The sequence below is a fragment of the Halorubrum sp. SD41 genome, from assembly GCF_058630335.1.
The window spans coordinates 17,302-43,908 of sequence record NZ_JBZVGZ010000004.1; the positions used below are offsets into that span (position 1 = coordinate 17,302).

30 protein-coding genes are annotated in these 26,607 nt (G+C 70.7%); 10 read left to right on the forward strand and 20 right to left on the reverse strand.

The annotated features are described in order from the left end of the window. Positions 1-41: 41 nt before the first annotated feature. Complete coding sequence (locus AC4NMM_RS02245) at positions 42-485, forward strand: DUF393 domain-containing protein (RefSeq protein ID WP_491923425.1); 444 nt, start codon at positions 42-44, stop codon at positions 483-485. A 37-nt stretch (positions 486-522) separates the two neighbouring features. Further along, positions 523-1,026: a GIY-YIG nuclease family protein gene (locus tag AC4NMM_RS02250; RefSeq protein ID WP_491923426.1), complete on the forward strand. Its 504-nt coding sequence runs from the start codon at positions 523-525 to the stop codon at positions 1,024-1,026. Positions 1,027-1,041: 15 nt separating this feature from the next. Here the strand turns inward: AC4NMM_RS02250 and AC4NMM_RS02255 are convergent, their stop codons facing one another. From AC4NMM_RS02255 to AC4NMM_RS02265, 3 genes are all read right to left on the reverse strand, one after another. Continuing rightward, positions 1,042-1,524, reverse strand: coding sequence for an acyl-CoA thioesterase (locus AC4NMM_RS02255; RefSeq protein ID WP_491923427.1), 483 nt, complete (start codon positions 1,522-1,524; stop codon positions 1,042-1,044). A gap of 84 nt (positions 1,525-1,608) precedes the next feature. Beyond that, positions 1,609-2,076 (reverse strand): bifunctional nuclease family protein, encoded by a 468-nt coding sequence (locus AC4NMM_RS02260; RefSeq protein WP_096393316.1) that lies wholly within the window; start codon positions 2,074-2,076, stop codon positions 1,609-1,611. A gap of 102 nt (positions 2,077-2,178) precedes the next feature. Next, positions 2,179-2,901 carry an ArsR/SmtB family transcription factor gene (locus AC4NMM_RS02265; protein ID WP_096393315.1) on the reverse strand — a complete coding sequence of 241 codons (723 nt, stop codon included), beginning with the start codon at positions 2,899-2,901 and terminating at the stop codon, positions 2,179-2,181. 128 nt (positions 2,902-3,029) lie between these two features. Here AC4NMM_RS02265 and AC4NMM_RS02270 point away from each other — a divergent pair, with 128 nt between their 5' ends. The 3 genes from AC4NMM_RS02270 (at position 3,030) to purM (ending at position 6,615) form a co-directional block, all read left to right on the forward strand. Further along, positions 3,030-4,805, forward strand: a complete 1,776-nt coding sequence (locus tag AC4NMM_RS02270) for a TraB/GumN family protein (protein ID WP_096393314.1) — start codon at positions 3,030-3,032, stop codon at positions 4,803-4,805. Then, a complete protein-coding gene (locus tag AC4NMM_RS02275) occupies positions 4,802-5,476 on the forward strand; it encodes a zinc metalloprotease (RefSeq protein WP_491923428.1) in 675 nt (224 codons plus the stop codon). Before AC4NMM_RS02270 ends, AC4NMM_RS02275 begins: the two co-directional genes overlap by 4 nt. An 86-nt stretch (positions 5,477-5,562) precedes the next feature. Further along, entirely contained in the window at positions 5,563-6,615 is a 1,053-nt protein-coding gene (purM, locus tag AC4NMM_RS02280) for a phosphoribosylformylglycinamidine cyclo-ligase (RefSeq protein ID WP_491923429.1), read from the forward strand. Positions 6,616-7,155: 540 nt separating this feature from the next. On the opposite strand, the gene AC4NMM_RS02285 is transcribed toward purM, so the two are convergent. The 3 genes from AC4NMM_RS02285 to AC4NMM_RS02295 form a co-directional block, all read right to left on the reverse strand. Continuing rightward, positions 7,156-7,455, reverse strand: coding sequence for a DUF6360 family protein (locus tag AC4NMM_RS02285; RefSeq protein WP_491923430.1), 300 nt, complete (start codon positions 7,453-7,455; stop codon positions 7,156-7,158). Between the two features lie 2 nt (positions 7,456-7,457). Then, the gene (locus tag AC4NMM_RS02290) at positions 7,458-9,248 is read right to left on the reverse strand and encodes a nitrite/sulfite reductase (RefSeq protein WP_491923431.1); all 1,791 of its coding nucleotides are present in this window, start codon (positions 9,246-9,248) and stop codon (positions 7,458-7,460) included. A 92-nt stretch (positions 9,249-9,340) separates the two neighbouring features. Next, positions 9,341-9,646, reverse strand: a complete 306-nt coding sequence (locus AC4NMM_RS02295; protein WP_172863921.1) for a DUF8134 family protein — start codon at positions 9,644-9,646, stop codon at positions 9,341-9,343. Positions 9,647-9,862: 216 nt separating this feature from the next. On the opposite strand from AC4NMM_RS02295, the gene AC4NMM_RS02300 reads away from it, so the two are divergent. Together AC4NMM_RS02300 and AC4NMM_RS02305 are read left to right on the forward strand one after the other, a co-directional pair. Beyond that, a complete protein-coding gene (locus AC4NMM_RS02300) occupies positions 9,863-9,988 on the forward strand; it encodes a hypothetical protein (protein WP_269459581.1) in 126 nt (41 codons plus the stop codon). Beyond that, a complete protein-coding gene (locus AC4NMM_RS02305) occupies positions 9,985-10,167 on the forward strand; it encodes a DUF8595 family protein (RefSeq protein WP_491923432.1) in 183 nt (60 codons plus the stop codon). The genes AC4NMM_RS02300 and AC4NMM_RS02305 overlap by 4 nt, the downstream gene beginning before the upstream one ends. Positions 10,168-10,200: 33 nt before the next feature. Here the strand turns inward: AC4NMM_RS02305 and AC4NMM_RS02310 are convergent, their stop codons facing one another. The 14 genes from AC4NMM_RS02310 to AC4NMM_RS02375 all read right to left on the reverse strand — a co-directional run bounded on the left by AC4NMM_RS02310 (position 10,201) and on the right by AC4NMM_RS02375 (position 23,778). Further along, a complete protein-coding gene (locus tag AC4NMM_RS02310; protein ID WP_096393308.1) occupies positions 10,201-10,740 on the reverse strand; it encodes a CBS domain-containing protein in 540 nt (179 codons plus the stop codon). 69 nt (positions 10,741-10,809) lie between these two features. After that, positions 10,810-11,184: a DUF555 domain-containing protein gene (locus AC4NMM_RS02315; RefSeq protein ID WP_096393307.1), complete on the reverse strand. Its 375-nt coding sequence runs from the start codon at positions 11,182-11,184 to the stop codon at positions 10,810-10,812. A gap of 95 nt (positions 11,185-11,279) precedes the next feature. Continuing rightward, complete coding sequence (locus AC4NMM_RS02320) at positions 11,280-12,278, reverse strand: isocitrate/isopropylmalate family dehydrogenase (RefSeq protein ID WP_491923433.1); 999 nt, start codon at positions 12,276-12,278, stop codon at positions 11,280-11,282. Next, complete coding sequence (gene leuD / locus AC4NMM_RS02325; RefSeq protein ID WP_491923434.1) at positions 12,275-12,931, reverse strand: 3-isopropylmalate dehydratase small subunit; 657 nt, start codon at positions 12,929-12,931, stop codon at positions 12,275-12,277. The genes AC4NMM_RS02320 and leuD overlap by 4 nt, the downstream gene beginning before the upstream one ends. Further along, positions 12,928-14,349 (reverse strand): 3-isopropylmalate dehydratase large subunit, encoded by a 1,422-nt coding sequence (gene leuC / locus AC4NMM_RS02330; protein WP_491923435.1) that lies wholly within the window; start codon positions 14,347-14,349, stop codon positions 12,928-12,930. The genes leuD and leuC overlap by 4 nt, the downstream gene beginning before the upstream one ends. A 70-nt stretch (positions 14,350-14,419) precedes the next feature. Continuing rightward, entirely contained in the window at positions 14,420-15,478 is a 1,059-nt protein-coding gene (gene ilvC / locus AC4NMM_RS02335; protein WP_491923436.1) for a ketol-acid reductoisomerase, read from the reverse strand. 12 nt (positions 15,479-15,490) lie between these two features. After that, entirely contained in the window at positions 15,491-16,198 is a 708-nt protein-coding gene (gene ilvN / locus AC4NMM_RS02340) for an acetolactate synthase small subunit (RefSeq protein WP_096393302.1), read from the reverse strand. Then, on the reverse strand, positions 16,195-18,006 hold the full coding sequence (gene ilvB, locus AC4NMM_RS02345; RefSeq protein WP_491923437.1) for a biosynthetic-type acetolactate synthase large subunit: 1,812 nt from the start codon (positions 18,004-18,006) through the stop codon (positions 16,195-16,197). The genes ilvN and ilvB overlap by 4 nt, the downstream gene beginning before the upstream one ends. 388 nt (positions 18,007-18,394) lie before the next feature. Further along, on the reverse strand, positions 18,395-19,576 hold the full coding sequence (locus AC4NMM_RS02350) for a LeuA family protein (protein ID WP_491923481.1): 1,182 nt from the start codon (positions 19,574-19,576) through the stop codon (positions 18,395-18,397). 335 nt (positions 19,577-19,911) lie between these two features. Next, a complete protein-coding gene (locus tag AC4NMM_RS02355) occupies positions 19,912-20,748 on the reverse strand; it encodes an ABC transporter ATP-binding protein (protein WP_491923438.1) in 837 nt (278 codons plus the stop codon). Continuing rightward, the gene (locus AC4NMM_RS02360; RefSeq protein WP_096393298.1) at positions 20,732-21,601 is read right to left on the reverse strand and encodes an ABC transporter permease; all 870 of its coding nucleotides are present in this window, start codon (positions 21,599-21,601) and stop codon (positions 20,732-20,734) included. The genes AC4NMM_RS02355 and AC4NMM_RS02360 overlap by 17 nt, the downstream gene beginning before the upstream one ends. 1 nt (position 21,602) lies before the next feature. Then, entirely contained in the window at positions 21,603-22,580 is a 978-nt protein-coding gene (locus AC4NMM_RS02365) for a substrate-binding domain-containing protein (RefSeq protein WP_491923439.1), read from the reverse strand. A gap of 300 nt (positions 22,581-22,880) precedes the next feature. Further along, a complete protein-coding gene (locus AC4NMM_RS02370; RefSeq protein WP_096393296.1) occupies positions 22,881-23,159 on the reverse strand; it encodes a DUF7111 family protein in 279 nt (92 codons plus the stop codon). A 76-nt stretch (positions 23,160-23,235) separates the two neighbouring features. Then, on the reverse strand, positions 23,236-23,778 hold the full coding sequence (locus tag AC4NMM_RS02375) for a carboxymuconolactone decarboxylase family protein (RefSeq protein WP_096393295.1): 543 nt from the start codon (positions 23,776-23,778) through the stop codon (positions 23,236-23,238). A 164-nt stretch (positions 23,779-23,942) separates the two neighbouring features. Between AC4NMM_RS02375 and AC4NMM_RS02380 the strand changes: the two genes are divergently transcribed. From AC4NMM_RS02380 to AC4NMM_RS02390, 3 genes are all read left to right on the forward strand, one after another. Then, positions 23,943-24,872: a 1,4-dihydroxy-2-naphthoate polyprenyltransferase gene (locus AC4NMM_RS02380; protein ID WP_491923440.1), complete on the forward strand. Its 930-nt coding sequence runs from the start codon at positions 23,943-23,945 to the stop codon at positions 24,870-24,872. Further along, positions 24,869-26,008 carry a mandelate racemase/muconate lactonizing enzyme family protein gene (locus AC4NMM_RS02385; protein ID WP_491923441.1) on the forward strand — a complete coding sequence of 380 codons (1,140 nt, stop codon included), beginning with the start codon at positions 24,869-24,871 and terminating at the stop codon, positions 26,006-26,008. The genes AC4NMM_RS02380 and AC4NMM_RS02385 overlap by 4 nt, the downstream gene beginning before the upstream one ends. A 101-nt stretch (positions 26,009-26,109) precedes the next feature. Next, complete coding sequence (locus AC4NMM_RS02390; RefSeq protein ID WP_491923442.1) at positions 26,110-26,574, forward strand: DUF5799 family protein; 465 nt, start codon at positions 26,110-26,112, stop codon at positions 26,572-26,574. Positions 26,575-26,607 lie beyond the last annotated feature (33 nt).

Sequence of the window (26,607 nt, forward strand, 5' to 3'; positions counted from 1 at the left end):
CCGACGGGCCGCTTAAACCGATAGAGACCCTACTTTTCGACATGCCTACCGACCCGGACGACGCGGACGCGCCGGTGTTGATCTTCGACGGCGACTGCCCGTACTGCTCGGTCGCGGCCGTCGCGCTCCGCCGGCTCGACGGCGTCGTCGCGGTCCCGTGGGCGGCCGACCCGGTCGGCCCGTTCCTCGACGCGCAGTTCGGCTCGCGCCCGTTCGCGATGGTGCTCGTCGACCCCGCCGAGCGCCGGGTGTACGCCGGGCGCTCGGCCGCCGAGGAGCTGGCCGAACGCGCGGGCACGCCCGGGATCGTCGGGGGGCTCGTCCGCGACAACTACGACCGCATCGCCGACGTCGTCGGGACGCTCTCCGGCCGCGGCCGCGACCCGGCCGATGTCCACGACACCTACCGGCTCGACGACGACGCCGGCGAGATGGTCGGCTCGCTCCGGGCGGCCGCCGACGAGGCGCCGGCCGCGCTGTCGTGAGCAGGGCGTCGGCGGGGAGAGCCGAGGTGACCGACCGATGAGCGACGGCACCGGCGGCAGCTACACCCTCGTCGTCGCCCTGACGGACGACGCGACGGTGTCGGCGGGCGCGCTCGGTGAGTACCGGCTGTCTGCCGGCGCGTACGCCTACACCGGGAGCGCGCTCGGGGCGGGCGGGTTCTCCCGGGTCGACAGGCACCGCCGGACCGCCCGCGGCGACAACGACACCCGGCACTGGCACGTCGACTACCTGCTCGGCCACCCGGCGGCGCGGATCGACCGCGTCGTCCGCAGCGTCGGCGTCGACGTCGAGTGCGCGGTCGCCGAGCGGCTGCCGCCGGGACCGGTCGACGGGTTCGGCGCCTCCGACTGCGGCTGTCCGAGTCACCTCGCGAGCGGGGATCAGGGCGAGCGCAGCGGCGACGCCAACGACGCGCTCGACGCCCTCGCGGAGCGCGCGCTGGCGGCACACGAGGCGGCGGCCGCGTCGTCGGGCGATCCGGACGCGACGGTCGAGGTCGTCGCGGGCTCGGCGGAGTAGTCCCCGAGCTCCGCCTCAGAGGTCGTACCGGTCGACGACCTGCCGCAGCTGCTCCTCCCGGCCGTCCATGGCGTCGTCGCGGAGGACTTCCTCGTCCTCGGTCGGACACGCCAGGTCGGGGACCGGCGTCGGGCGGCCGTCGTCGTCGAGCGCGACGAACGTGAAGTAGGAGGTTGTCGTCCGGCGCGTCTCGTCCGTCCGCGGGTTCTCGGCGCGCACGTCGACCTTCACGTCGACGCTCGTCCGGCCGGTGTTGAACACGTATCCCTCGATGATGGCGACCTCGCCCATCTCGATGGGCGCGATGAAGTCGACGTGGTCCATCGAGGCGGTGACCACCTGTCGGTTCGAGAAGCGCATGCCGGCGATGGCGCCGCAGATGTCCATCCAGTGCAACACGGCGCCCCCGAGCGCGCGGCCGAGGTTGTTCGTGTCGTTCGGGAGCAGCATCTCCGTCATCTCGGTGTGCGAGGAGGCGAGCGTGGCCGTCTCGTCCATGCCCGTCGTGGGAGGGCCGGCGACTTGAACGGCCGGCTTCGGCGGCGGCCGAGCGGGAAGCGAAGCCGAGACCGAAGCGCCCCCTCAGCGCTCCCCAGGGGGGTCCTCGGAAGGGTCGTCGTCGCCGAAGCGGAGCGAGTCCCGCGAGCGGCCCGCCTCGTCAATCACCTCGTCGGTCACGACGATCGGACAGTCGACGCGCACGGCGAGCGCGAGCGCGTCCGAGGGGCGGGCGTCGAAGACGAACTGCTCCGGCTCGCCGTCGTCGTAGCGCTCGGCGTCGACCTTCGCGTAGAAGGTGCCGTCGTGGAGGTCGTCGACCCGAACGCGGTCGATGGCGCCGCCGAACTCCGTGAGGATGTCCACGAGGAGATCGTGCGTGAGCGGTCGGTCGAACGGTTCGCCCTCCAGCGCCAGTCCGATCGAGCGGGCCTGGTCGCCGCTGACGAATATCGGGACGTACTCGCCGCGCGCGGAGAGGATCACCGCCGGGACGTCGCCGCTCGGCGCCGAGCCCGCGCCGACACCGACGACCTCGGCTTCGTGTTCCATACGCGAACGTGGTGGCGGCGGCTTGAATAGCTGTCCCACGCGCGGCCCGCTCGCTCGCGTCCGGTCCGAACACGCGTCCCTCAGTTCGACGCGCGGTGTCCCTCAGTTCGACGCGCGGTACCAGTACGCCCACGCGAGCGTGAACACGACCGCGGCGCCGACGAAGAAGACGACGCCGGGCTCGACGAGCGAGACGGCGTACTCCGCGAGCGGGTCGCCGACGAGCTCGATCGCGCCGTCCGCGCTCTCGGCGGCGGTGTTCTGGTCCGGCACGCTCTCTATCGTGGGGCCGTCGGCGCCGTCCGTCGCGCCCCCGTCGCCGCCAGCCGTGGTGGCCGTCCCCGCGTCGCCGCCGGAGCGCACGGTGAACCGCGAGCCGCCGAGCGACCCGACCGCGAGCAGGCGCTGGACCGCGACCGCCGCGAGGCCGATGATCCCGTACCCGCCGAGCAGCCGCATGAGCGCGGTCTTGATCCCGGTCGACTCCTCGGAGCCGCCCGAGAACAGCACGAGCGGTTCGTCCGCGGCGGCGTACACGTCCATCTCCCGGCCCTTCTCGGAGTAGGCGGTGTCGACGACGTCGACGAGGTCGGCCTCGTCGAGCCGCGAGAGGTGGTACTGGACGTTCTGGAGCGAGGTGTCGACCTCGTCGGCGAGCTCGGACTTCGTCGCCGGGCGGTCGTGGAGCGTCGAGAGGATGGCCCGCGCCGTCTCGGAGCCGAGGGCGGCGATGAGGTCGTCGGCCTCGTCGTCGTCGACGCCGACGACCCGGGGCTCGCGCTCCTCGGGGGTCGCGTCCGGCAGGGAGGGCAACAGCCGGGACATACGAACACGTGAGACGCGTGAGAATACAAATTTGTTGGATCGGCGGGAACGCGCGGACGGTCGGGGTGCGGCCCGGAGCCAGCGACCGACTCACAAACCCTAAACGCGGCGACCGAGTACGAGGGGTGATGACAGAGCCGTCACGGGGGAGCGAGGAGGCGCCCCCGTCGACCGACCGATCCCCGCGGGCCGACGGCGGCGACCTTGACAGCGCGCCGCGCGGCGACGCGGCCGGCGAGGGGAGGGTCACGGTCGTCGGGACCGCGCACGTGTCGGAGCAGTCCGTCGACGAGGTTGAGGAGGCGATAGAGCGGGAACGACCCGACGTCGTCGCCGTCGAGCTCGACGAGGGGCGCTACCGCCAGCTCAACGGCGAGACTCCCGACGACCTCGACGCCGGCGACCTGCTCAAGGGGAACACCGTGTTCCAGTTCCTCGCGTACTGGATGCTCTCGTACGTCCAGACCCAACTGGGCGAGCGGTTCGACATCGAGCCGGGGGCGGACATGAAGGCCGCCGTCGACCTCGCGGAGTCGCTCGGCATCGACGTGGCCCTCGTCGACCGCGACATCCAGACGACGATCCAGCGCTTCTGGGCGCGGATGACGGTCACGGAGAAGCTCAGGCTCGTCGGCGGACTGGCGTTCGGTGTCAGCGACCCGCGCGTCGCCGGCGTGATCGGCGGGCTCTTCGTCGGGATCCTCGCGGGGCCGGCGATCGGCCTCTTCGGCGGCGCGGTGGGGATCACGACGGCGATCCTGACGAGCGTCGCAGCGGGCGTCCTCGTCGCGCTCGCCGTGGGCGTCGTCGTCGACCAAGTGGGCACGCTCGCGCTCTCGCCGGACCAGCGGCTCTACGCCGCTGTGGGCACCGGACTGGCCGCCGGCGTCGCCGCCGGGGTTACGGGCGTCGCGAACGGCGTCGTCTCGACGTACCTCGGCGGCTTCCCCGTGACGGCGATCGGCGGCTTCGGGATCGGCATCGGCCTCGGCCTGGTCTTCGGCGCCGTCCTCGCGGTCGCGGTCGGGGCGTTCGCCGGCGGCGAGGTCGACGCCGAGGCCGGCGGGATCGAGGAGCTCGACGAGGCCGACCTCACCGACACCGACGTGGTGACGATGATGATGGAGGAGTTCCGGCAGTTCTCCCCGGGCGGTGCGGAGGCGCTCATCGACGAGCGCGACGCGTTCATCGCCCACCGGCTCGTCGCGCTCCGCGAGGCCGGGCACGACGTGGTCGCCGTCGTCGGCGCCGGCCACCGGGCGGGGATCGAGGGGTACCTCAGGAGTCCCTCGACGCTCCCGCCGATGGAGGACTTGGTCGGGCAGGAGACCGGACGCGGGCTCCCGTGGAAGAAGGCGGTCGGCTACGCGATCACCGTCGGCTTCGTCGGCTTCTTCCTCCTGCTCGCGCTCGGCGGGGCCGGCAACGCGTTCCTGCTCCGCTTATTCGGCGCGTGGTTCCTGATCAACGGGATCTTCGCGTTCGCGTTCGCGAAGGTCGCCGGCGCGCGCTGGCTCTCGGCCGCCGTCGGGGGCGCCGTCGCGTGGCTGACCTCGATCAACCCGCTGCTCGCGCCCGGCTGGTTCACCGGCTACGTCGAGCTCCGCAGCCTGACCGTCAACGTCGCCGACATCGGCGCCTTGAACGACCTGCTCGCCGACGAGACGCGCTCCGCGGCGGAGCTGGTCTCCGCGATGCTCGACGTGCCGCTGTTCCGGCTCATCGTCGTCGTCGCGATGACGAACGTCGGGAGCATCGTCGCGAGCTTCCTCTTCGCGGCGTACGTCATCCCGGCGATGTTCGGCGCCGAGGTCGGCGGCGTCGAGGACGTCGGGCGACTGCTCGTCGAGGGCGCGATCAACGGCGCCGACCTCGTCCGCGGCGCCGTGGGGGGGATCGCATGAGCGGCGACAGCGCGGTCTCCGGGCGGCGGATCGCGGGCCTCTACTTCAGCGGACAGGAGATCCGCGACCTCCTCGTCGCGTGGCTCGCGCTCGGCGTGGCGTTCACGCTGTTCTTCGTGAACGGAACTGCTGGCTTTGATCGGCTGCTCGCGGCCGGAGTGGTCCCGCCGCTGCTCGTCGGACTGCTCACCGCCGGGGTCGCCTTCCTCCTCCACGAGGTCGCGCACAAGGTCGTCGCGGTCCACTACGACCAAGTCGCGGAGTTCCGCGCGGACAACAGCATGCTGTTTTTGGCCGTGATGAGCTCGCTTCTGGGATTCATTTTCGCTGCGCCGGGCGCCGTCCACCACCGCGGCCAGCTGACGCCCCGCGAACACGGCCACATCGCGCTGGCGGGGCCGGTCGTCAATCTGCTGCTCACGCTCGTGTTCCTACCGGCGCTTCTGATCGGCTCCGTGATCGGAAGCCCTGTGATTACGCTGATCGGGTCCCGCGGGATCGCGATTAACGTCTTCCTCGCGGCGTTCAACCTGATCCCGTACGGCCCCCTCGATGGGAAGACAGTGCTCGACTGGAGCAAGCCGGTGTGGGCCGGCTTCTTCGTCGTTTCCGTCTCTCTCACGGTGTGGCTCGTGGTCGTCCGCAGACTCGGATTCAGCGGGCCATTCTGACAGAGCGCCGCAGTTGTTGACGCCGAACCCCGTGGACCGCCGCGGGGAACGGTGCGCTTTTGCTCCGCGGGCGTGCCCCCTCACACATGACCGAGGGCAACGGCGGCGGCGACGGCGGATCGGCGGGCGAAGACGGGGGACAGGGCGACGGCGACGAACTCACTTACGCGGACGCGGGCGTCGACATCGACGCGAGCGAGGCCGCGACCGCGGCGCTTATCGGCGCGGTCGGGGCGGACACCGAGGCGGAGGGGTCCGGGAGCGAGTACGCCGGCCTGCTCGACATCGGCGACCGCTACCTCGCGCTCGCGACCGACGGCGTCGGGACGAAGCTGCTCGTCGCGGAGGCGCTCGGCGACTACTCGACGGTCGGCATCGACTGCGTCGCGATGAACGTCAACGACCTCGTCGCGGCCGGGGTCCGCCCCGTCGCGTTCGTCGACTACCTCGCGGTCGACGAGCCGGACGAGCGGTTCGCCGAGCAGGTCGGCGAGGGGCTCGCCCGCGGCGCGGAGCTCGCCGACATGGAGCTCGTCGGCGGCGAGACGGCGGTGATGCCCGACGTGATCTCGGGGCTGGACCTAGCGGGGGCCTGCGTCGGCCTCACCGCGAAGGACGGCGTGTTCGACGGCCGGGCGGAACCGGGCGACGCCCTGGTCGGCTGGCGCTCGTCGGGGATCCACTCGAACGGACTCACGCTGGCGCGGGAGGCCGTCACGCGCGACCACGCATACACGGATCCCTGCCCGTTCGAGGGGTACGAGACGGTCGGCGAGGCGCTGCTCGAACCGACGCGGATCTACGCCGACCTGCTCGACCCGATGCGCGCCCACGGCGTCCGCGGCGCGGCCCACGTGACGGGCGGCGGCTGGACGAACCTCGAACGCCTCGGCGGCCACCGCTACGTGATCGACGACGCGTTCGACCCCCAGCCCGTCTTCGAGTTCGTGCAGTCCGAGGGGAGCGTCTCCGACGAGGAGATGTACCGCACGTTCAACATGGGGACCGGCTTCGTCGCGGCGCTTAACTCTGATGACGCCGAGTCGCTGGCTGACGAGACCGATGGTCGCGTGATCGGGCGCGTGGAGGAAAGCGAGGGCGACGAGGGGAGCGTCGCGATCCGCGGATTGAATTTATAAGTGGTTGCTGTGGAATCCGCTCTCGATCGTTTATAAATGGACGGTGGCGTGAGGGTCATTTCTCGCGGGTTTCTACGCGGTCGCTGAGAAGCCGGTACTCGCGCGGCGGACCGCTTCCGATCCTCAGCTGATCGCTTATAAATCGTTGACTCTGGATCTGCGGTGAACACCGCCAAGGTCTCAATCGCTCTTTTATAAATAGCGGATCGCGGATCAACGGCAAACACCGCCAAAGCCCCAGCCGTTCGTTTATAAATAGCGGACCACGGATCGACGGCGAACACCGCCAAAGCCCCAGTCGCGAGCAAGCCGTACGCTCGCTGCGCTCCTCGGTCGCTCGCGCTGCTCGCTCCTTCCGGTGCTTGCATCGCCTACGGCTTGCTCGCGACTGCCCCTTTGAGTCCCACCCGACCGCGACCGCACCGCACCTCACACCTCCCCAGCCTCGCGGTTCGCGCTCTTCGAGCGCTCACCGCGTCCCTCGCGCGCGCGACTCGCGGCCTGCGGCCGCTCGTCGGCACGCGCCACCGCCCAGTTCGTTTATAAATCCCCGTCGTCGCCGTTTCGCGCGGCTTCGACGCGGTCCGCCGTCGACTCCAGCGCCTCGGCGAGCGTTCTCGCCTGCGCGGGCGAGAGGTCGATCTCGTCCGCGTGGGCGGCGAGGTCGTCGATCGCCGTGTTGTCGAGTTCGACCGCCAGCGTGACGTGCTCGGGGTCCTCGCGGGGCGCGGTGACGTTCACGACGCCGGGGGCGTCGGCCTCGAACTCGTGGCCGCGGGCGCGCCCGTCGACGAGGTCCAGCGTCGTGTAGGCGTTCACGCGGATGAGGCGATCCGGCATCGTCAGTCGTCCGCCGGCGTCGGCGGCGCGTCCTCCATCGCGTCGTCCTCGGCGTACGGGTACCACGTGCGCTTCGTGTTGTGCAACATCGGGTCCTCGTAGTCGGTCTCCTCCGGCTCCACGAGGGCGTCGAGTTCCTCGTCGTCGTGGCGGGCGACGAACGCCCGGAACGACTCGTCCCCGTCGCGCTCGGCGGTGAACGACTCGATCAGGTTCGCGATCGCGCCCGGCACCTCGTCGGCGGGCACGCGCTGGGTGACCCACCGAGCGAACCCGGGGTCCTCACCGAGCCCGCCGCCGAGGCCGACGTCGAGCGCCTCGACCGGGTCGCCGTCCTTGCGGGTCTTCATCCCGCGCAGGCTCACGTCGGCGATCTGCGGCTGCGCGCACGAGGCCGTACACCCGGAGAGGTGGATGTGGAACTCGTCGACGCCGTCGGGGAGGTCGACGTTCTCCTTCAGCCAGCGCGCGAACCGGACCTGCCGGTTCTTCGTCTCGACGATGGACAGCGAGCAGAACTCCGTGCCGGTACACGCGACCGAGCCGCGCATGAACGGCGAGGGGTCGGGCGAGTAGTGGTCGAGGAGGTCCGCGTCGAGGAACTCGTCGAGGGCGTCGTCCGGCACGTCGGTGACGATGACGTTCTGTCGCTGTGAGAGCCGGACCTCGCCGGAGCCGTACGCCTCGGCGAGGTCGGCCAGTTCGAGCACGTCGGCCGCGCCCATCCGCCCGACGAGCACGTTCAGCCCGACGAAGTTCGACCCGTCCTTCTGGTCGTGGATGCCGATCAGGTCGTTGCGCTCGCCCTCGCCCGCGTTGTACGTGTACTCCTCGCGGACGTCGCGGCCGGCGGTCTCCAGCTCGAAGTCGACGTACTCCTCTTGGAGCGTCTCGCGGACCTCCTCCGCGCCCCACTCGTCGACGAGGAACTTCACCCGCGCGTTGTACCGGTCCTCGCGGTCGCCGTAGTCGCGGAACAGCGCGGAGAGCCCGCCGGCCACGTCCGACACCCGCTCCGGCGGCACCCAGACGTCGATGTCGCGGGCGAGCCGCGGCTCGTTGCGCGCGAGTCCGCCGCCGACCCTGACGTTGAAGCCGACCGCGTCCTCGCTCTCGCCGCCGTCGGCCTCGCCCTCACCTTCGCCGACGTCTCCGCTTACCGCCTTGTACGCGGGCTCGAACGCGAGGTCGTTGATGTCGCCCTGTCCGGAGCCGTCGGCCGAGCCGGTCACGGACACCTTCCACTTCCGCGGGAGGTTCGCGTGGTCGTCGTTCCCCTTGAACGTCTCGTTGAGGTCCCGTATCACCGGCCACGCGTCGATCACCTCCTGTCCGTCCTTGCCCGCGACGGGGTTCCCGACGATGTTCCGCCACGAGTCTCCGCAGGCCTGCTGGGTCGAGAGGCCGTTCGCCTCCAGCTTCTCGAAGATCGCCGGGACGTCCGACAGCTCGATCCAGTGGAGCTGGATCGACTGTCGAGTGGTGAAGTCGGCGTACGCGTCGCCGAACACCGGGTTCGTCCCGGGGCCGCGGGCGTACTCGTCGGCGATCTCGCCGACGACGCGGAGCTGTCCCGGTTCGAGCACGCCGTTCGGCGTCCCGATCCGCATCATGAAGTACCCCTCCTGGCCGTTCCGCTGGTGGTACAGGCCCCACCACTTGAACCGCTCGAACCACGCGTCCCGCTCGTCGTCCGGGATGGAGTCGAACCCCTCCTCGGCGAACTCGAACAGGCGGTCGCGGATCTCGTTGCCGTACACCCCCGATTTCCAGTTCTCGACGTCCGTTGGCATCGCCCCGGCCTACAGCCGACACCTACATAGCTGACGGCGTGGCGTCAACCTTCCCCGGTGCCCCGCCAACGTGGCACGTGTTGCCGCTACCCTCAGCGCCGCACCCGCCGGACGGCGGCGCGGTCGAATTCGGCGAACTCGCCCCTACGTACCCGCCCGAGCGGGACCCAGCCGGTCGTCCCCGTCGCCCCACACGCGATACACTGGCCGTACACCTTCGCCTCCACGGTGGAGGCGTCGACGCCCACCGACTGGAAGTTCTCGACGACCAGATCCGCGAGCGCGCACTCGCACAGGTCCGGCGCGTCGAGCCGCCACAGTTCGCTGACGCGCACTTCCCGACTGTCGTTGACGGAGATCCACGCACCGTCGTCGAGGACGCGCAATCGAGTGGTCACGCCCGAGGTTCGGGCGCGGCGACCCAATGAGTGACGGTGCTCGCAACCGGCGAGGGTTTCGATGACGGTCCGGTATCGAGAAACCGGTAGACTACACCGCCATACAGGGTGAAATTACTCTCCGGATTACCGGACATGAAATCCGGTATCCGAGAGTAGTGGTTCGATTTACACGCGTACCGACACTTATGGCTCGCGCCCGGTTACGACGGTGTAATGACGGACTCAGTTCCCGGCCCCGCCGACGATCGACCCGACGGCTCGACCGACGACGAGCACCGACAGCACGCGTCCGCGGACGTGGCGCCCGAACTCTTCGACGACGTCTCGGAGCGACGATGACCGAGCGAGGCGGTTCCCGAGCGACCGACGACGACCGAAGAGACGTCGAAAGCGAGGCGAACGCGGACGAAGAGACGGACGCCGGACCCGACGGCGGTGCGGACCACCTCGACGACGTGGAGGACGGCGCGGGCTGTACGGAGATCTGGGAGCGGCTCTCCGAGCGACGGGAGGAGTAGGGCGCGGTCCGGCGCGGTCGGCCCCGCGGAGCGTTACGACAGCTGCGCCGCGATGTCGGCCTCCGTGATGATCCCGACGGTCTCGCCGCCGTCGGTGACCATTACGGCCTTGTAGTGGTCCAGCAGGTTCCGGACCTCGTCGACGGTCGCCGAGGGGGCGACCGTCGGGAACGACTCGCTCATCACCTCGCTGACGGGGTGGTCGCCGACGTTCTCGCCGGCGTGGACCACGTCGCCCTGGCTGATCGAGCCGACCGGCACGCCGTTCTGGAGGACCGGGAGCTGCGAGTACGCCTCCGCCTCCATCAGCTCGACGGCCGCGCTCACGGCGTCGTCCGGCGCGACGCTAATGACGGTCTCGTTCATCAGGTCGGCCGCGCGCACGACCTCGCCTTCCGCCTCTTGGAGGGCGTTGACGATGCGGCGGAGCGTCGAGAGCCGCGGGTCGACGTCGCCGCCCTCGATCCGCGCGATGAGGGGCTGGGAGACGTCCGCGGCGTCGGCGAGCTCGCTCTGGGTCAGATCGAGCGCGGTCCGGCGCTCGCGGAGGTCCTGTGGCGTCGGCAGTTCCATGCCAACTAATTACTTATGGTTATTAGAAAAGCTTTCGGCACCGACCGAACTCGCGCCGGGGCGTCGCGCCTATCGCTCGGCCGTCTCCTCGTCCTCGTCGCCCTCGGTCTCGTAGACGTCGATGACTTCGAGGGGAACGTCGCGGAGCGCGCCGCCGACCTCGCTTTTCGCGATCCGCTCGGCGTGTTCCTCGCTGTCGGCGTTGAAGATATCGATCTCCAAGAGGAGTCCGACCAGGGCCGTGTTCGCCGCGAGGAACGCGGCGTCGAACGGCTCGCCGCAGGCCGGACAGCCGGTGACGCCGGGCTCGACCTCGACGTACTGCTTGTCCGTCTCGTTGAGTCGCTTGCCGGCTTCGCTGACCGCGACGCCGATTGCGTCGTCGGTCTCCTCGACGTCACGGACCAACCAGGCGGCTTCCATCGCGACTTCGTAGTTGCTCATATCCGGGCGGAGGGGCCGCAGGGTTTCCTGTCTTGTGGTTCGCCCGCGGTCGCCGACGGGCCGCCGGCCCCTTCGATCCGGCCGTGAGACACGCCTTACAACCGATCGACGATCGCCGCGGTGACCTCGTCGGTCGTCGCCGCACCGCCGAGGTCGCCGGTTCGCGGCCCGTCGGAGAGGACGCCCTCCACGGCGTCGCGCACCCGCTGGCCAGCCTCGACGTGCCCGAGGTACTCTAACAGCATGGCGGCCGAGAGGATCGCCGCGGTCGGGTTCGCGACCCCCTCGCCCGCGATGTCAGGCGCCGTGCCGTGGACCGGCTCGAACAGCGCGTTGTCGTGGCCGACGTTCGCCGACGGCAGCAGGCCGAGCCCGCCGACGAGCCCGGCGGCCAGGTCGGAGAGCACGTCGCCCGCGAGGTTCGGGCAGACGACCACGCCGTACTGCGTCGGGTCGAGCGGGAGCTTCGTCGCGAACGCGTCCATCAGCTCCTCGTCGGCGTCGACGCCGCGCTCCGCGGCGACCGTCATGACCTCCTCGCGGAACCGACCGTCCGTCTCGCGCATCACGTTCGCCTTGTGCGCGACGGTGAACCCCTCGTCGGGGTCGCCCGCGGGGCCGCGGCCGTCCTCGACGAACTCGCAGGCGTACTCGGCCAGCTCGCGCGAGGCCGACGAGGTGACGACGCGCGTCAGCGTCGAGAGGTCGTCCGACAGGCGGTCCTCGTGGCCGGAGTAGACGCCCTCGGTGTTCTCGCGGAGGAACACCACGTCGGTCTCCGGGCGGAGCGCGTCGACGCCCGGGTACGCCTTGGCGGGCCGGACGTTGACGAACGAGTCCACGGCGTCCCGGAGCGGGAGGATGACGTCGGCGGCCGTCTCGCCGGCCGCGCCGAACAGCGTCGCGTCCGCGTCGGCGGCGAGATCGTACGTCTCCGCCGGGAGCGCCTCGCCGGTCGCCTCCTTCGTCGCGTCGCCCGCGTCCGCCTCGACGAACTCGAAGTCGACCGGAAGCGCCTCCAGCACCTCGACGGCGGCGGGGACGACCTCGCGGCCGATCCCGTCGCCCTCGATGACGACGACCTCGTGGCTCACGCGTCCTCCTCCGGGATGTCCTCGGCAGGAACGTACGGCAGCGACCGGGCGGTCTCGCGGACCGCGCCGGCGTTCGCGCCCATCAGCGCCGTGGTGTCCCAAACGCCCTCGACGAGCGCCTTCCGTTGCGCGTCGTGAACCTCCGCGTCGATCACGGTGTCGCCGTAGGTGACCGTCTCCTCGGCCACGTCGATGTCGACCTCGGCGTCGGGGTTGGCCTCGACGTAGTCCTGAAGCGCCTCGATGTCGCCTTGGTCGGCCGTGACCGTCGGAACCCCGAGCGCGAGGCAGTTGCCCGCGAAGATCTCCGCGAACGACTCGCCGACGACGGCGTCGATCCCCCAGCGCATCAGCGCCTGCGGGGCGTGCTCGCGCGAGGAGCCGCAGCCGAAGTTGGCGTTGACGACCAGGACGTTCGCGCCCCTGTACTTCTCCTCGTTGAACGGGTGGTCCTTCTCGTTGTCCTCGTCGTCGAACCGCTGGTCGAAGAAGGAGAACTGGCCCAGCCCGTCGAAGGTGACGACCTTCATGAACCGCGCCGGGATGATCTGGTCGGTGTCGATGTCGTTGCCCCGGACCGGGATCCCGGTGCCGGAGACCTCGGTGACCTTCTCCGCCGGCGCCTCGCCGTCGCTGAACTCGGGCGAGCTCATACGGTCGCCACCTCCTCCATCTCGCGGACGTCGGTGACCTCGCCGGTCACCGCCGCGGCCGCGACCATGATCGGACTCATCAGCACGGTGCGTCCGTCCTTCGAGCCCTGCCGGCCGACGAAGTTCCGGTTCGAGGAGGAGGCGCTCGCCTCGTCGCCCTCCAGCTGGTCGTCGTTCATGCCGAGACACATCGAACAGCCGGGCTCGCGCCAGTCGAAGCCGGCCCGCTTGAAGATCTCGTCGAGCCCCTCGGCCTCGGCGGCGTCGCGGACGCGCTGGCTGCCGGGGACGACCATCGCGCGCACGTCGTCGTCGACCTCGCGGCCCTCGACGAACGCCGCGGCCTCGCGGAGGTCCTTCAGGCGCGCGTTGGTACACGAGCCGAGGAACGCCACGTCGATGTCGTACCCCTCCATCGTGTCGCCGGGCTCGACGCGCATGTGCTTCTGCGCGCGCCGCGCCGTGTCGCGGTCCTCCTCGGGCAGGTCGTCGGGGTCCGGGATCGGCTCGGTGATGCCCGCGGTCTGTCCGGGCGTGGTCCCCCACGTCACGGTCGGCTCGATCGCCGAGCCGTCGATGGTGACCACGTCGTCGTACTCCGCGTCGTCGTCGGTCCGGACCGACTCCCAGTAGGGTTTCAGCCGCTCGAACTCCTCGGGGTCATCTTCGAAGGCGTCCGTCTCCTTCAGCCACTCGTAGGTGGTCTCGTCGGGGTTGACGTACCCCGCGCGGGCGCCGCCCTCGATCGACATGTTACAGATGGACATCCGTCCCTCCATCCCGAGGTCCTCGATGGCCTCGCCGGCGTACTCGTACACGTAGCCGACGCCGCCGTCGGTCCCGAGCTTCCCGATGATCGTGAGGATGACGTCCTTCGCGGTGACGCCCTCGCCGAGCTCGCCGGTGACCTCGATCCTGCGTACCTTCTGTTTCTCCATGGCGACGCAGCCCGTCGCCAGCACGTCGCGGATCTGCGAGGTGCCGATGCCGAACGCCAGCGCGCCGAACGCGCCGTGCGTCGACGTGTGCGAGTCGCCGCAGACGATCGTCATTCCCGGCTGGGTGAGCCCCTGCTCCGGGCCGATGACGTGGACGATCCCCTGATCGCCGGAGTCCGGGTCGGAGAAGTCGATCCCCGAGCCGCGGACGTTCTCCTCTAACTCCGCCATCATGCTCTCTGCGGCCTCGTCGCGGTAGGGCCGGTCGCGGTTGCCCGTGGGCACGATGTGGTCGACCGTGGCGTGGGTGCGTTCCGGGAACGCGACCTCCTGATCGCGCTCCTTCAGCATGCCGAACGCCTGCGGGCTGGTGACCTCGTGGACGAGGTGGAGCCCGACGAACAGCTGGTCCTGTCCGGTCGGTAACCGAGTCACCTTGTGGCGGTCCCACACCTTGTCGTACAGCGTCCCCTCGCTCATCGGCGCTCACCCGCGTGGCGCGCCGACCGGGCGGTCTCCGAGTGACGGTGCGCGTCGCCGCGTACGCCCATCAGGCGGTCACCTCGGCGCTCTCCTCCTCGTCCTCGTCCGTCGACTCCTCCCACGCGAACAGGCCGCGCAGCTCGTCGCCGACGGCCTCGATCTCGTGGTTCTTCTCCGCGTTCCGGAGCTGCGTGTAGGAGGGTCGTCCCGCCTGGTTCTCCGCGATCCACTCGCGGGCGAACTGCCCGTTCTGGACCTTCTCAAGGACTTCCTCCATGTTCTCGCGGGCGTGCTCGTCGACGACGACGTCCCCCTGCGTGAGCCCGCCGTACTCGGCGGTGTCGGACACCGAGTCCCACATCTCGCCGAGCCCGCCCTCATACATCAGGTCGACGATGAGCTTCAGCTCGTTGAGACACTCGAAGTACGCCATCTCCGGGGAGTAGCCGGCGTCGACCAGCGTCTCGTACCCCTGCTTGACGAGGGAGGTGACGCCGCCGCAGAGGACGGCCTGCTCGCCGAACAGGTCGGTCTCCGTCTCCTCGCGGAACGACGTCTCGACGACGCCGGCGCGGGTGCAGCCGATCGCGGCCGCGTACGCGAGCCCCTCGTCGTGGGCGTCGCCGGTCGCGTCCTGGTACACCGCGAGCAGCCCGGGCGTCCCCTGGTCGTTCTCGTAGTTGCGGCGGACGAGGTGGCCCGGCGACTTCGGCGCGACCATCGTCACGTCGACGTCCTCCGGCGGCTGGATCTGGTTGTAGTGGATGTTGAACCCGTGCGCGAACTGGAGCGTGTCGCCCGCGTCGAGGTTCGGCTCGATCGCCGCCTCGTACACGTCCGGCTGGACCGTGTCGGGGACCAAGACGCTCACCACGTCGGCCTCGGCGGCCGCGTCCGCGGGGGTCTCCACGCGGAGCCCGTCGCTCTCGGCGGCGCTCCGGGAGGAACTGTCCTCGCGGAGGCCGACGATCACGTCGACCCCGCTCTCGGAGAGGTTCTGCGCGTGGGCGTGGCCCTGCGAGCCGTAGCCGAGGACGGCCACCGTCTTGTGGGCGATGGCCTCCTCGTCGGCGTCGTCGTCGTAGTATACTGTCGAGTCGAACGTCTGCGTGTCGTCTTCGGTCATGTGTATCGTGTGTCAGTCGTCGTGGGTGGTCGGTTCGCCGGCCGTTCCGGGTTTCTCTCCTGGGGCCGTCGGGGTGTCTCCGCGCGCGAGCGCGGTCGGCCCGGTCCGCGCGATCTCGACGATGCCGAACCGGTCGAAGGCGCCGATCGCGTTGTCGATGCTCGCCTTGTCGCCGGTGAGCTCGACGGTGATCGTCTCCGGGCCGGCGTCGACCGTCCGGCCGTCGTACATCTCGGAGACGGCGTGGACCGCGGCCGGGTCGTCGGCCTCGACCTTCAGTAAGACGAGCTCGGAGGTGACCGCGTCGCCGGCGACCTCGCCGACCGAGATGACCGGCTTCAGCTTCGCCATCTGCTTTTCTATCTGGTCGATGCCGGGGTCCGTCTCCTCGACGACCATCGTGATACGCGAGTGGCCGTCGACGGTGGTCGGCCCGACCGTCAGGCTCTCGATGTTGAACTGCCGGCGAGAGACGAGCCCGGAGACGCGCGCGAGCACGCCGGGCTCGTCCTCGACGAGCGCGGAGATAACCGCGCGCCGCGACTCGTGTTCGGCCTCGACCACGGGGTCGATCCGGATCCCTTCGAGGTTCCGGCGCCCCTCGGGATGGTCGCGGTCGTCCGGCCCGGGCTGTTCGTCCGGGAGCGGTCGGGAGTCGGCGTCGGGAGTCGTGCGCGAGCCGTCCGCGACGGCCGCGTCGTCCGAGGCGTCGCCGCTCATAGCTGGTCCTCCGCGGCCGCGAACTTCCCGTTCGCGCCGCCGCTCGGCACCATCGGCAGGACGTTCTCCTCGGGGTCGACGTGGAAGTCGACCACGGCCGGTCCCTCGTAGTCGAGCGCCTCCTCGACCGCGGGCGCGACCTCGTCGTAGTCGTCGACGCGCAGGCCGAGGGCGCCGAACGCCTCCGCGAGCTTGTCGAACTCGGGCATCCACGTGTAGTCGGAGGCCATGTGGCGGCCCTCGTAGAAGGCGTCCTGCCACTGGCGCACCATCCCGATGTACTCGTTGTTGAGCACGGCGATGGTGATGTCCAGCTCCTCGCGGACCGCCACCGACAGCTCCTGCATCGTCATCAGGAAGGAGCCGTCGCCGTCGAAGCACACCACGTCGCGGTCCGCCTCGCCCATCGTGTCGGCCGCGACGCGCGCTCCGACCGCGGCGGGCACGCCGTACCCCATCGTGCCGAGCCCGTGCGAGGAGACCCACGTCCGGGGCTCCGAGTACGTCCAGAACTGCGAGGCCCACATCTGGTGTTGGCCGACGCCGGTGGTGACGATCGTGTCGTCGTCGGTCGCCTCGTCGAACGCCTCGACGACGAACTGCGGCTTCAGCGGCTCGTCGTCGGGCGTCGCGTACGTGAGCGGGTACGTCTCCTTCCACTCCTCGCACCGGTCGCGCCACGCCTCGGCGTCGGGCGCCTCGCGGACCGCCGCCGTCAGCTGGTCCAACACGCGGCCCGCGTCGCCGATCAGCGGGTAGTCGGCGTGGACGTTCTTCGATATCTCCGCGGGGTCGATGTCGACGTGGATCACCTCGGCCTCGGGCGCGAACGTGTCGATCCCGCCGGTGAGCCGGTCGTCGAACCGCGTGCCGACCGCGATCAGGCAGTCGGTGTGGGTGATCGCGAGGTTGGCGTAGCCGGTGCCGTGCATCCCCGCCCACGAGAGGCAGAGGTCGTCGTCCTCGGGGAACGAGCCGATCCCCGGCATCGTCGTCGTCACCGGGATCCCGTAGCTCCGGGCGAACGTCCGCGCCTCGTCGCTCGCGTCGGCCTTGATCACGCCGCCGCCGAACAGGCAGACGGGCCGTTCCGCCGACTCGATGGCGCGAGCGGCCTCCTCGACCGCCTCTTGGTCCGCGTTCGGGTCGGGGTCGGTCCCCGCGGGGGCCGTCGCCGGACCGGGCGTCCGGTCGGTGTCGTCCTGCGTGACGTCCTTCGGGAGGTCGACCAGCGTCGGGCCGGGACGCCCCGCCCGCGACAGCTCGAACGCCTCGCCGACCGTGTCGCCGACGGTGTCCGCGCCGCCCGCGAAGTAGTTGTGCTTCGTGATGGGGCGCGTGACGCCGACCGTGTCCGTCTCCTGGAACGCGTCGTTGCCGACGAACTCGGTCGGGACCTGACCGGTCAGCGCCAGCATCGCGTCCGAGTCCATGTCCGCGTCGGCGATGCCGGTGACGAGGTTCGTCGCGCCCGGCCCGGACGTGGCCATACAGAGCCCCGGCTCGCCGGCGACGACGCCGTACGCGTCCGCGGCGTGGGCGGCGCCCTGCTCGTGGGCCATCGTCACGTGCCGGATCGAGGAGTCGTACAACGCGTCGTAGACGGGCATGATCGCGCCGCCCTGAACGCCGAAGGCGGTCTTCGCGCCCGCGGCCTCGAGGGCGGCGACGACCGACTCGGCGCCGGTCGAGACGGGGCCTGCGGCCCCTTCGTCGTCCGGTTCGGTCGGCTCGTCGGTCGCGGTCTCGGCCGACGAGTCGTCGGCCTCGTCGCCGTCGGATCGCGGCTGTGCTGCTGTGTCGCTCATTGTCGTGGTGGTGTGCGGTGTGGCATCTGGCGGGTTGTCGTGTCGGTCGCTGCGAACGCGGGACGAACGGGCGAACGCTCCACGCGCGGGAAACGGCCCGGCCGCCGGCGTTCGGCGGTGCGTCGCGTCGGTGAGGAAAGGGTAGTGTAGGGGGTTATACCCCTACAATAATCGGCGCGACGGCTCCCGGGACGCTCGCGCGCGCCGCGGCCGCGGTGTGCCGTCGCATCTCGCCCGGAGCAACGCGGCCGGGGTATAAATTCCTGTCGGGCGACGCGGCGCGCCGCGCGGCGACGGGCGCCGCGGGGTCGACGCTGGCCCCGGTCAGTGTTCTCCCGCGACCGCGAACGCGGTCGCTCGGGGGGCGATCCGGTCGGGGAAAGGGTCATCAGACCCTGACCTCCTCCTCGCGCGTGACGTCCGCCTCCTCGGCGAACCGCTCGACGTCGCCGGCGGTCACCTGCCGCTTGCCGGCGCCGTACTCCTTGACCCGCTTGGTTATCTTCCGGACCTCGCTGTCCGTCGGGTCGAAGCCGGCCTCCACCAGGTGCTTGCGCACGCTGTGCGTGCCGGTGTGTTTGCCCAGCACGAACTCGCGCTCGGCGCCCACCATCTCCGGGGTCATCACGCCGGTCTCGAACGTGTCGCTGTTCTCGATGACGCCGGCGGCGTGGATGCCCGACTCGTGGGCGAACGCGTTCCGCCCGGTGACGGGCTTGTTCGCGGGTACCGGGATGTCCGAGGCCTCCTCGACGATCCGGGCTAGCTTGGTGATCTGGGTCGTGTCGATGCCGGTGTCGACGCCGTACACCGACTCGACGGCCATCACGACCTCCTCGTAGGCGGCGTTGCCGGCGCGCTCGCCGATCCCGTTGACCGACACCTGCGCCTGCTCCGCGCCGTTCTCGAAGCCCATGACCGCGTTCGCGGCGGCCATGCCGAAGTCGTCGTGGGTGTGGACGTCGACGCGGGCGTCGGTCGCCTCGACGACCGCGTTCACCGTCTCGCCGAAGCTGGTCGGCATCCCGACGCCGCAGGTGTCGGGGATGTTGATCCAGTCGGTTCCGGCGTCGGAGACGGCCTCGACGATGTCGATCAGGTAGTCCGGGTCCGTCCGGGTGGCGTCCATCGGCGAGAACATGCACTCGACGCCGGCGTCTTTCACCTGCTCGACGGCGTCGACCGCGCGCTGCTTCGCCTCCTCGCGGGTCGCGTGCATCGAGTCCTCCAGCTGGACGTCGCTGGTGGAGACGAACACGTGGACCATCTCGACGCCGGAGTCGATGGCGGCGTCGATGTCGCCCTCGACGACCCGCGCCAGCCCGCAGACGGTGGTGTCCGTCGCGGCGGCGATGTCGCTGACGGCCTCGAACTCCGCGTCCGAGTTGACCGGGAACCCCGCCTCGATGACGTGGGTGTTCATGTCGTCCAGCGTCGCCGCTATGCGGCGTTTCTCGTCGTAGCTGAACGAAGTGCGTGGTGACTGTTCTCCGTCTCGCAGGGTCGTGTCGAAGATCCTGACAGGACCGATATCGACGTTAGAAGCTATCGTGCCCTGGAAGAACTCGATCCGCCGGGGTGTCCGACGAAGCCTCCGTGATGTCTGTCATCGGTTCACGACAAGACGGTCGGGTACTTAACGGTTTGGACGATCGCAAAATCGGAGCGGACCGGCAGTTCGGGGCGACGCGGTAGGTTCGGAGGAAACCGCAGGACTGCGTTGATGTCTATACACCTTAATGAGGTAATACACACACCGAGGGTCGACCCCGTATTCCGATCCGGAACTCGATTAATAACACCGGTCGACGTTCGTTTCGTTCGGACGGCGGCCGGCGCGCGGTGCGTGCCAGCCATCCGCACTGACCGAGCCCGGTCGTCACGACCGCCGGATCGCGGACGTCGCTACCGGCCGAGCGCCTCGGTCACCTCGCGGCGGAGCGCGACAAGTTCGGCGTCCGCCCGGTCGCGGGGGCGGTCGATGTCGACGTCGACGACGGACTCGACCGTGCCCGGCTGGCCGCCGAGGACGACGACGCGGTCCGCCAGGTAGACGGCCTCCTCGACGTCGTGGGTGACGAGGACCACGGTCGTCCCGCGTTCCTCCCACACGTCGAGCAGGTGGTCCTGCTGGTCCGCCTTCGTCAGCCGGTCGAGCGCCGAGAACGGCTCGTCGAGCAGCAGCACCGAGGGGTCGTAGGCCAGCCCGCGCGCAAGCGCGACGCGCTGGGCCATCCCGCCGGAGAGCTCGTCCGGCCGGCTCCCGGCGAACCCGTCGAGGCCGACCGTCTCGATCAGGTCGTCGACGCGCTCGCGGGCCGCCGGAGCGTCCGGGTCGACGTCGGCCGGGAGCCCGACCGCGACGTTCTCGCGCACGTCCGCCCAGTCGAGCAGCCGCGGCTCCTGGAACACCATCCCGACGGCGTCGCTGCCGCCGTCGCGCACGTCCGTCCCGTCGACCGCGACGCGCCCGCCGAACTCGGCTTCGAGCCCCGAGAGCACGCGGAGCAGCGTCGACTTCCCGCAGCCCGAGGGGCCGACGACGGCGACGAACTCCTCGTCCGCGACCGCGAGGTCGACGCCGTCGAGCGCGACGGTGTCGTCGTACCGCTTCCGGAGGTCGTCGACCGCGAGGACCGGGTCCGCGGTCGACGAGTCGGGATCGGCCTCGCCGGTCGGCGTCGCCGCATTGACCTCGTCGGCCGACGACGGGGTGACGTCCGCGTCAGCGTCCGACGACACGGTCCCTCACCTCCTTCACCGCGACGTCCGAGCAGTTACCGAGGAAGGCGAAAAGCAGGATCGAGCCCACGATGATGTCGGGCCGCGCGAGGGCCCGCCCGTCGCTCAGCAGGAACCCGATCCCCTGGCTCGCCGCGATCAGCTCGGCGGCGACGACGAACATCCACGCCAGCCCGACGCCGCCGCGGATCCCGACGAGCAGGTCCGGGAGCGCGGCCGGGAACACGACCCGCCGCAGCGACTCGACGCGCCCGAGGTCGTACACCTCGGCGACCTCCAACAGCTCCTCGTCGACCGCCGCGATGCCCGTCGAGAGGTTGAGGTACACCGGGAAGAACGCGCCGACGGCGATGAGCAGCACCTTCGCGGTCTCGCCGATGCCGAACCAGAGGAGGAACAGCGGCACCCACGCCAGCGACGGGATGTTCTTCAGGCTCTGGAGCAGGGGGTCCAGCAGGTCGCTCGCCGTCCGCGAAAGGCCGGTGAGAGTCCCGAAGACGGTGCCGACGACGATTCCGAGGCCCGCGCCGAGCGCCACGCGCTGGAGCGTGATGGCGACGTGGCCCCACAGCTCTCCGGACGCCGCCATCCCGTAGAGGGTCTTCGCCACCCGAAGCGGCGGCGGCAACTGGTAGGCGGCGAAGACGCCGGTCGTGACGAGTGCGTGCCAGACGACGACGAGAGCGAGGGGGACGAACAGTCCGAGCAGGGGGCGGAACCGGCTCGCGGCGGGGAGGGGAACCGGACCGAAGCTGTGGGGCTCGGAGCCGTGAGCCGACCCGCTCGCCGTCGACCCGCGGCCGGAGTCGGACTCGCGGGAGACGTCCGACTCCCGGCGAGTGTCGGCGGCCATCTCAGACGACCTCGCTCGCGAACTCGGAGTCGATCAGCTCGTCGACGTTGCCGGCGGGGTTCGCGTCGTCGGTCACGAGGTCCTCGCGTTCGAGGATCGGCGAGAGGTTAGAGAGGAGCTCGCGGTGCGGTTCGCCCGGAATCGGCTCGGAGAGGTCGTTCCGCTTGGTGAAAACGCGTTCCGCGACCGGCTCGGACATCTCGGAGGCGTCCGCGAGGATCCCCGCGGTCGCTTGGGGATTTTCGATCGCCCACTCGCGGCCCCGCTCGTACGCCTCGAGGACGCGCGTCGCGTCCTCGGTGCGGTCCGCGAGGAACCCGTCGAGGAAGTTCAGGAAGCCGTAGGTGTTGTACCGGGGCTCGCGGAAGAACAGCTCCGCGCCGTCGTGTTCGAGCTCGAGCTCCGCCATGTGGGGGTCGAGCCCGGCCCACGCGTCCACGTCGCCCCGAACGAGCGCGGACTGCCCCTCCGGGTGCTGGAGGTTGACGATTTCGACGTCGTCCGAGCTCAGCCCCGCGTCTTCGAGCGCCTGAAGCAGGAAGAAGTACGGGTCGGTGCCGCGCGTGGCGGCGACCCGCTTCCCCTCCAGGTCCGCCACCGATTCGATGCCGGTCTCCTGGAAGGTGACGAGCGCGGTCCACTCGGGGTCCGAGTAGATGTACGGCGTCGTGATCGGCACGCCGTTCGTGCGGGCCATCAGCGCCGCGATGCCGGCGGTCGAGGAGACGTCCGCCTCGCCGCTCTGGGCGTACTCGTTCGCCTGGTTGCTCCCGAGGCTCAACACCCACTCGACGTCGGTGCCGGTGTCCGCGAACGCCTCCTCGAGCCAGCCCTTCTCGCGCAACACGAGACTGACCGGGTTGTAGTACGCGTAGTCGACCGTCACCGTCCCCGATTCGCTCCCGCCCCCGACGCAGCCGGCGACGAGCGAGCCGCCGATCGCCGCGCCGGTACCGCGCAGGAACTGTCTTCGTTCCATCGTGACTCCTCGTAACGGTGCCACTCATAAGGAGATATGGCTATGGAGAATATTCAACTCCGGCTATGATGTATAGTGGTTATTTAATTTCGTCAATGAGTGCCGTTCACACGGGCGTCGATCGTCGCCTCACGACGTCTGACGGCTCGCCGCGCGTTTCCGATCCGACCTCACGCACCCACGAAGCCGTTCGGCTCGCGTTCCGGGTGCCGGATTATGTTGCTGGTTTCGGCGCCGTCGGCGACATCAACCGCGAGAAAGCACCGACTGCGCCGGCCGGGCGGTCCGCCGCCGCCACGGCTACATCCCCATGTCGGCCGCGGCGTCCGGCACCGGGAGGTCGGGGACGTCGACGCCGAGCAGCTCCGCGGCGTGGTCGAGCGCCATGTCGAACCCGTAGTACCGCTCCAACTCGTCGCCGTCCGGACCGTTCCGGACCTTCAGCATCGCGTACCCCTCGGCGTTCTGCGCGACGGTCGCCTCGCGGCCGTCCCGCGAGAAGGTGAGCAGGCGCTCGCCGTCCGTCTCCTCGTAGCGGGCCGCGACGCCGTTCGCCGTCGCGGTCTCCGTGTCGGTCATACCCGTGATAGGGGCCGGTCCCTGTCGAACCTGTCGGTCGCCGAGCGAACGGAATCGGACCGCGGTCGGCGCCCCGCTATCGCGGGTCCCAGCCGTGGAACTCCGTCCCCGGCTCCAGTTCGAGGTCGAACGCGTCGATCATCCCGCCGAGCGCGTCGTACCCCTCGGCCGCCGCGGCGATGCCGACGATAGTCTCGTCGTCGTACAGCGCCGCGATCCCGTCGTGGGCGACCGCGTCGACCTCGCCGCGGACGACCGCGAGCGCGTACTCGACCAGCGCCGTCTCTCCGTCGCCGAAGGGCGCGAAGTCACCGCGCCCGAGCGCCGCGATCTCGTCGTCGTCGATCCCGACGCCGCGGGCGATGTTGACGTGCTGGTGCCACTCGTAGCGGTTCTCGATCTCGCTCGTGACCGCCAAGATGACGAGTTCGCGCTCCCGGTCGGTGAGGCCGCTGTCGGTCCACAGCGACCCGAGGAACGACCGGATCCCCGCCAACACCTCCGGGTTGTTGCCGACCGACTGGTACACGTGGAGCGGTTTGCCCTGAAGCGACGACTCCAAGAGGTCCTCGTACTCGTCCGGCACGTCCGACGCCTCGGCGTAGGGAACGCGGGCCATGGCGAACGGTCTCGTCCCCGGGGCATAGGTGTACGCGACTCGGTATCGTTCGCCGCGAACGGTATCGGACCGTTCGGTCGAACGGGGGTCGGGGAGCCGTCGGTGCGGTGACGCGACGCTCCGCGATGGCAAGCTTAAGGGACGCCACGCACCAACCTGCGACAATGAGTACCGAGGTGACCCGCCGGCGGGCGTGGGTGATGGCCGCCCGCCCCCAGACGCTCCCGGCCGCGGCCGCGCCGGTGATCGTCGGCGTCGGACTGGCGCTCGGCGACGGCGTGTTCGCCCCGCTGCCCGCGCTGGCGGCGCTCGTCGGCGCGGCGCTGATCCAGGTCGGCACGAACTTCGCGAACGACTACTACGATGCGATCCAAGGCGCCGACACCGACGACCGCGAGGGGTTCACCCGCGTCGTCGCCAGCGGCCTCATCGAGCCGAACGAAGTGAAGCGGGCGATGTGGCTCACCTTCGCGGCCGCGATCCTCGTGGGGACCTACCTCGTCGCCGTCGGCGGCGTCCCGATCCTCGTGATCGGGCTCGCCTCCGTCGCGGCCGGGATCGCCTACACCGGCGGCCCGTACCCGCTCGGCTACCACGGGCTCGGCGACCTCTTCGTGTTCGTCTTCTTCGGCGTGATCGCGGTGACCGGGACCTACTACGTCCAGGCCGCCGCGCTCCTCTCCGGCTGGTTCCCGGTCGGAGTTCCGGGGGGGACCGTCACGCTCGCGGCGCTCGTCGCGGGCCTCCCGATCGCCGCGCTGTCGACGAACATCCTCGTCGTCAACAACCTCCGCGACCGAGAGGAGGACGCCTCGACGGGCAAGCGCACGCTCGCCGTCCGGTTCGGGTACCGCTTCGCCCGCGCCGAGTACCTCGCGATGCTCGCCCTCGCGTACCTCGCCCCGCTGTGGTTCGTCGCGCGCGGCGACGGCCCCGGGACGCTGCTCCCGCTCGTCACCCTCCCGCTGGCGGCGGCCGTCGCGCGGACTGTGCTGACCGAGACCTCGGGCGAGGCGCTCAACCCCGCGCTCGAATCGACCGGCAAGCTGCTCGCGGCGTACGCCGTCGCGTTCGCGGTCGGACTGGCGCTGTGACCGCCGACGCCCCCGGCGGCGAGGACCGGATTCGCGCGATGCGACACCGGCCGTTCGCGCTCGGCCTGGCCCGCCCGCTCGGTACCGCCCGCGGGGAGATCCGTCGCCGAGAGGGGTTCCTGGTCGCGGTTGAGCGCGGGGACGGCGGGAACGGCAGGGGCGGCGCGGTCGGCCTCGGCGAGGCGACCCCGCTTCCGGGGTGGACGGAGTCGCGCGAGGCGTGCGCGGCGGCGCTCGACGGTCTCGACGCCCGGGCTGAATCCGAACCCGTGCTGGAGGCGCTCGACGCGGCGTCGACGCCGGCGGCGCGACACGGCGTCTCCCTCGCGCTCGCCGACGCCGCGGCCCGCGACGCGGGAGCGCGACTCGCGGACCGGCTCGCGGTCGAGGCCGGCGTCGACCCGACGCCCGCGGACGCCGTCCCGGTCAACGCGACCGTCGGAGACGGCTCCCCGCCCGAGACCGCCGCCGAGGCGAGGCGGGCGGTCGAGGCGGGGTTCGACTGCCTCAAGCTGAAGGTCGGCGCCCGAGACGTCGACGCCGACGTCGAGCGCGTCCGCGCGGTCCGCGAGGCGGTCGGTGACGCGGTCTCGCTGCGCGCCGACGCGAACGGGGCGTGGGACCGCGAGACGGCGCGCCGCGCGCTCGACGTCTTGGCCGGCTTCGACCTCGCCTACGTCGAGCAGCCGCTCCCCGCGACCGACCTCGACGGGCTGGCGGCGCTCCGTGAGCGCGACCCGGCCGACGCCGCGGGCGACGGCGTCCCGATCGCGGCCGACGAGTCGGTCGCCGCACGCGGGATCGACGCGGTGCTGGACGCTGGCGCCGCCGACGCGGTCGTCCTCAAGCCGATGGCGCTCGGCGGGCCGGACCGCGCGCTCGCGGCCGCGCTGCGGGCGCGGTCGGCCGGCGTCGACCCCGTCGTCACCACCACGATCGACGCGGTCGTCGCGCGGACGGCCGCCGCCCACGTCGCGGCCGCGATCCCCGACGTGTCTCCGTGCGGGCTCGCGACGGGATCGCTGCTCGCCGAGGACCTGGCGCCCGATCCCTGTCCGATCGCGGACGGGCGGATCGCGGTCCCGGCCGGTCCGGGCCTCGCGGGCGACGCGTTCGACGACCTGCTGCGGTGGTAGCGGGCGGGGGTCGAGCGCGGGTCGGGCGCAGCCCGGAGGACAGCGGACCCGGCTCGCCGCGGGGGGACGGACTTTTCACCGCGACCGGCGAACGGGGGCGTATGAGCGAGTGGACCGACGCCATCGTCGGCGAGCGGATGACGGTCGACAACCAGTTCAACGAGCGCGTCGCGGCGTCGCGCTTCTCCAGCCAGGAGTGGGGACTGATCATGACGGCGACCGAGCTGGAGATCGAGAACGCCGACGACCCCGAGGCCGCTCAGGTCGTCGCGGACACGTCGAGCCTCCCCGCGATCATGCCCGAACTGGAGAACCTCCGGTCGCAGATGTCCGGGATGGGCGGCGCTCCCGGCGGCGACGGCGCCGGCGACTCCGGCGGGTCGGGCGGCAGCGGCGTCGTCGACTCGATCAAGGGCGCGCTCGGCCTCGGCGGCGGATCGGACGGCCCCTCGGACGAGGAACTGGAGGCCGCCGAGCGTCTCGTTCAGGAGTACGCCGACGAGCTACAGGCGCACTTAGAGGAGGTCGGCAAGTGGGAGCAGGTCCGCGTCGCGTACCAGGAGTAGCCGGCGGCCGACGCTCGGCCGGTCGGCGGGCCC

What these genes read in the sequence shown, in the direction of transcription:
- AC4NMM_RS02245 (WP_491923425.1), top strand. Translation starts at nt 42, where the DNA reads ATGCCTACCGACCCGGACGACGCGGACGCGCCGGTGTTGATCTTCGAC.
- AC4NMM_RS02250 (WP_491923426.1), top strand. Translation starts at nt 523, where the DNA reads ATGAGCGACGGCACCGGCGGCAGCTACACCCTCGTCGTCGCCCTGACG.
- AC4NMM_RS02255 (WP_491923427.1), bottom strand. Translation starts at nt 1,524, where the DNA reads ATGGACGAGACGGCCACGCTCGCCTCCTCGCACACCGAGATGACGGAG.
- AC4NMM_RS02260 (WP_096393316.1), bottom strand. Translation starts at nt 2,076, where the DNA reads ATGGAACACGAAGCCGAGGTCGTCGGTGTCGGCGCGGGCTCGGCGCCG.
- AC4NMM_RS02265 (WP_096393315.1), bottom strand. Translation starts at nt 2,901, where the DNA reads ATGTCCCGGCTGTTGCCCTCCCTGCCGGACGCGACCCCCGAGGAGCGC.
- AC4NMM_RS02270 (WP_096393314.1), top strand. Translation starts at nt 3,030, where the DNA reads ATGACAGAGCCGTCACGGGGGAGCGAGGAGGCGCCCCCGTCGACCGAC.
- AC4NMM_RS02275 (WP_491923428.1), top strand. Translation starts at nt 4,802, where the DNA reads ATGAGCGGCGACAGCGCGGTCTCCGGGCGGCGGATCGCGGGCCTCTAC.
- purM (WP_491923429.1), top strand. Translation starts at nt 5,563, where the DNA reads ATGACCGAGGGCAACGGCGGCGGCGACGGCGGATCGGCGGGCGAAGAC.
- AC4NMM_RS02285 (WP_491923430.1), bottom strand. Translation starts at nt 7,455, where the DNA reads ATGCCGGATCGCCTCATCCGCGTGAACGCCTACACGACGCTGGACCTC.
- AC4NMM_RS02290 (WP_491923431.1), bottom strand. Translation starts at nt 9,248, where the DNA reads ATGCCAACGGACGTCGAGAACTGGAAATCGGGGGTGTACGGCAACGAG.
- AC4NMM_RS02300 (WP_269459581.1), top strand. Translation starts at nt 9,863, where the DNA reads ATGACGGACTCAGTTCCCGGCCCCGCCGACGATCGACCCGACGGCTCG.
- AC4NMM_RS02305 (WP_491923432.1), top strand. Translation starts at nt 9,985, where the DNA reads ATGACCGAGCGAGGCGGTTCCCGAGCGACCGACGACGACCGAAGAGAC.
- AC4NMM_RS02310 (WP_096393308.1), bottom strand. Translation starts at nt 10,740, where the DNA reads ATGGAACTGCCGACGCCACAGGACCTCCGCGAGCGCCGGACCGCGCTC.
- AC4NMM_RS02315 (WP_096393307.1), bottom strand. Translation starts at nt 11,184, where the DNA reads ATGAGCAACTACGAAGTCGCGATGGAAGCCGCCTGGTTGGTCCGTGAC.
- leuD (WP_491923434.1), bottom strand. Translation starts at nt 12,931, where the DNA reads ATGAGCTCGCCCGAGTTCAGCGACGGCGAGGCGCCGGCGGAGAAGGTC.
- leuC (WP_491923435.1), bottom strand. Translation starts at nt 14,349, where the DNA reads ATGAGCGAGGGGACGCTGTACGACAAGGTGTGGGACCGCCACAAGGTG.
- ilvC (WP_491923436.1), bottom strand. Translation starts at nt 15,478, where the DNA reads ATGACCGAAGACGACACGCAGACGTTCGACTCGACAGTATACTACGAC.
- ilvN (WP_096393302.1), bottom strand. Translation starts at nt 16,198, where the DNA reads ATGAGCGGCGACGCCTCGGACGACGCGGCCGTCGCGGACGGCTCGCGC.
- ilvB (WP_491923437.1), bottom strand. Translation starts at nt 18,006, where the DNA reads ATGAGCGACACAGCAGCACAGCCGCGATCCGACGGCGACGAGGCCGAC.
- AC4NMM_RS02360 (WP_096393298.1), bottom strand. Translation starts at nt 21,601, where the DNA reads ATGGCCGCCGACACTCGCCGGGAGTCGGACGTCTCCCGCGAGTCCGAC.
- AC4NMM_RS02365 (WP_491923439.1), bottom strand. Translation starts at nt 22,580, where the DNA reads ATGGAACGAAGACAGTTCCTGCGCGGTACCGGCGCGGCGATCGGCGGC.
- AC4NMM_RS02370 (WP_096393296.1), bottom strand. Translation starts at nt 23,159, where the DNA reads ATGACCGACACGGAGACCGCGACGGCGAACGGCGTCGCGGCCCGCTAC.
- AC4NMM_RS02375 (WP_096393295.1), bottom strand. Translation starts at nt 23,778, where the DNA reads ATGGCCCGCGTTCCCTACGCCGAGGCGTCGGACGTGCCGGACGAGTAC.
- AC4NMM_RS02380 (WP_491923440.1), top strand. Translation starts at nt 23,943, where the DNA reads ATGAGTACCGAGGTGACCCGCCGGCGGGCGTGGGTGATGGCCGCCCGC.
- AC4NMM_RS02390 (WP_491923442.1), top strand. Translation starts at nt 26,110, where the DNA reads ATGAGCGAGTGGACCGACGCCATCGTCGGCGAGCGGATGACGGTCGAC.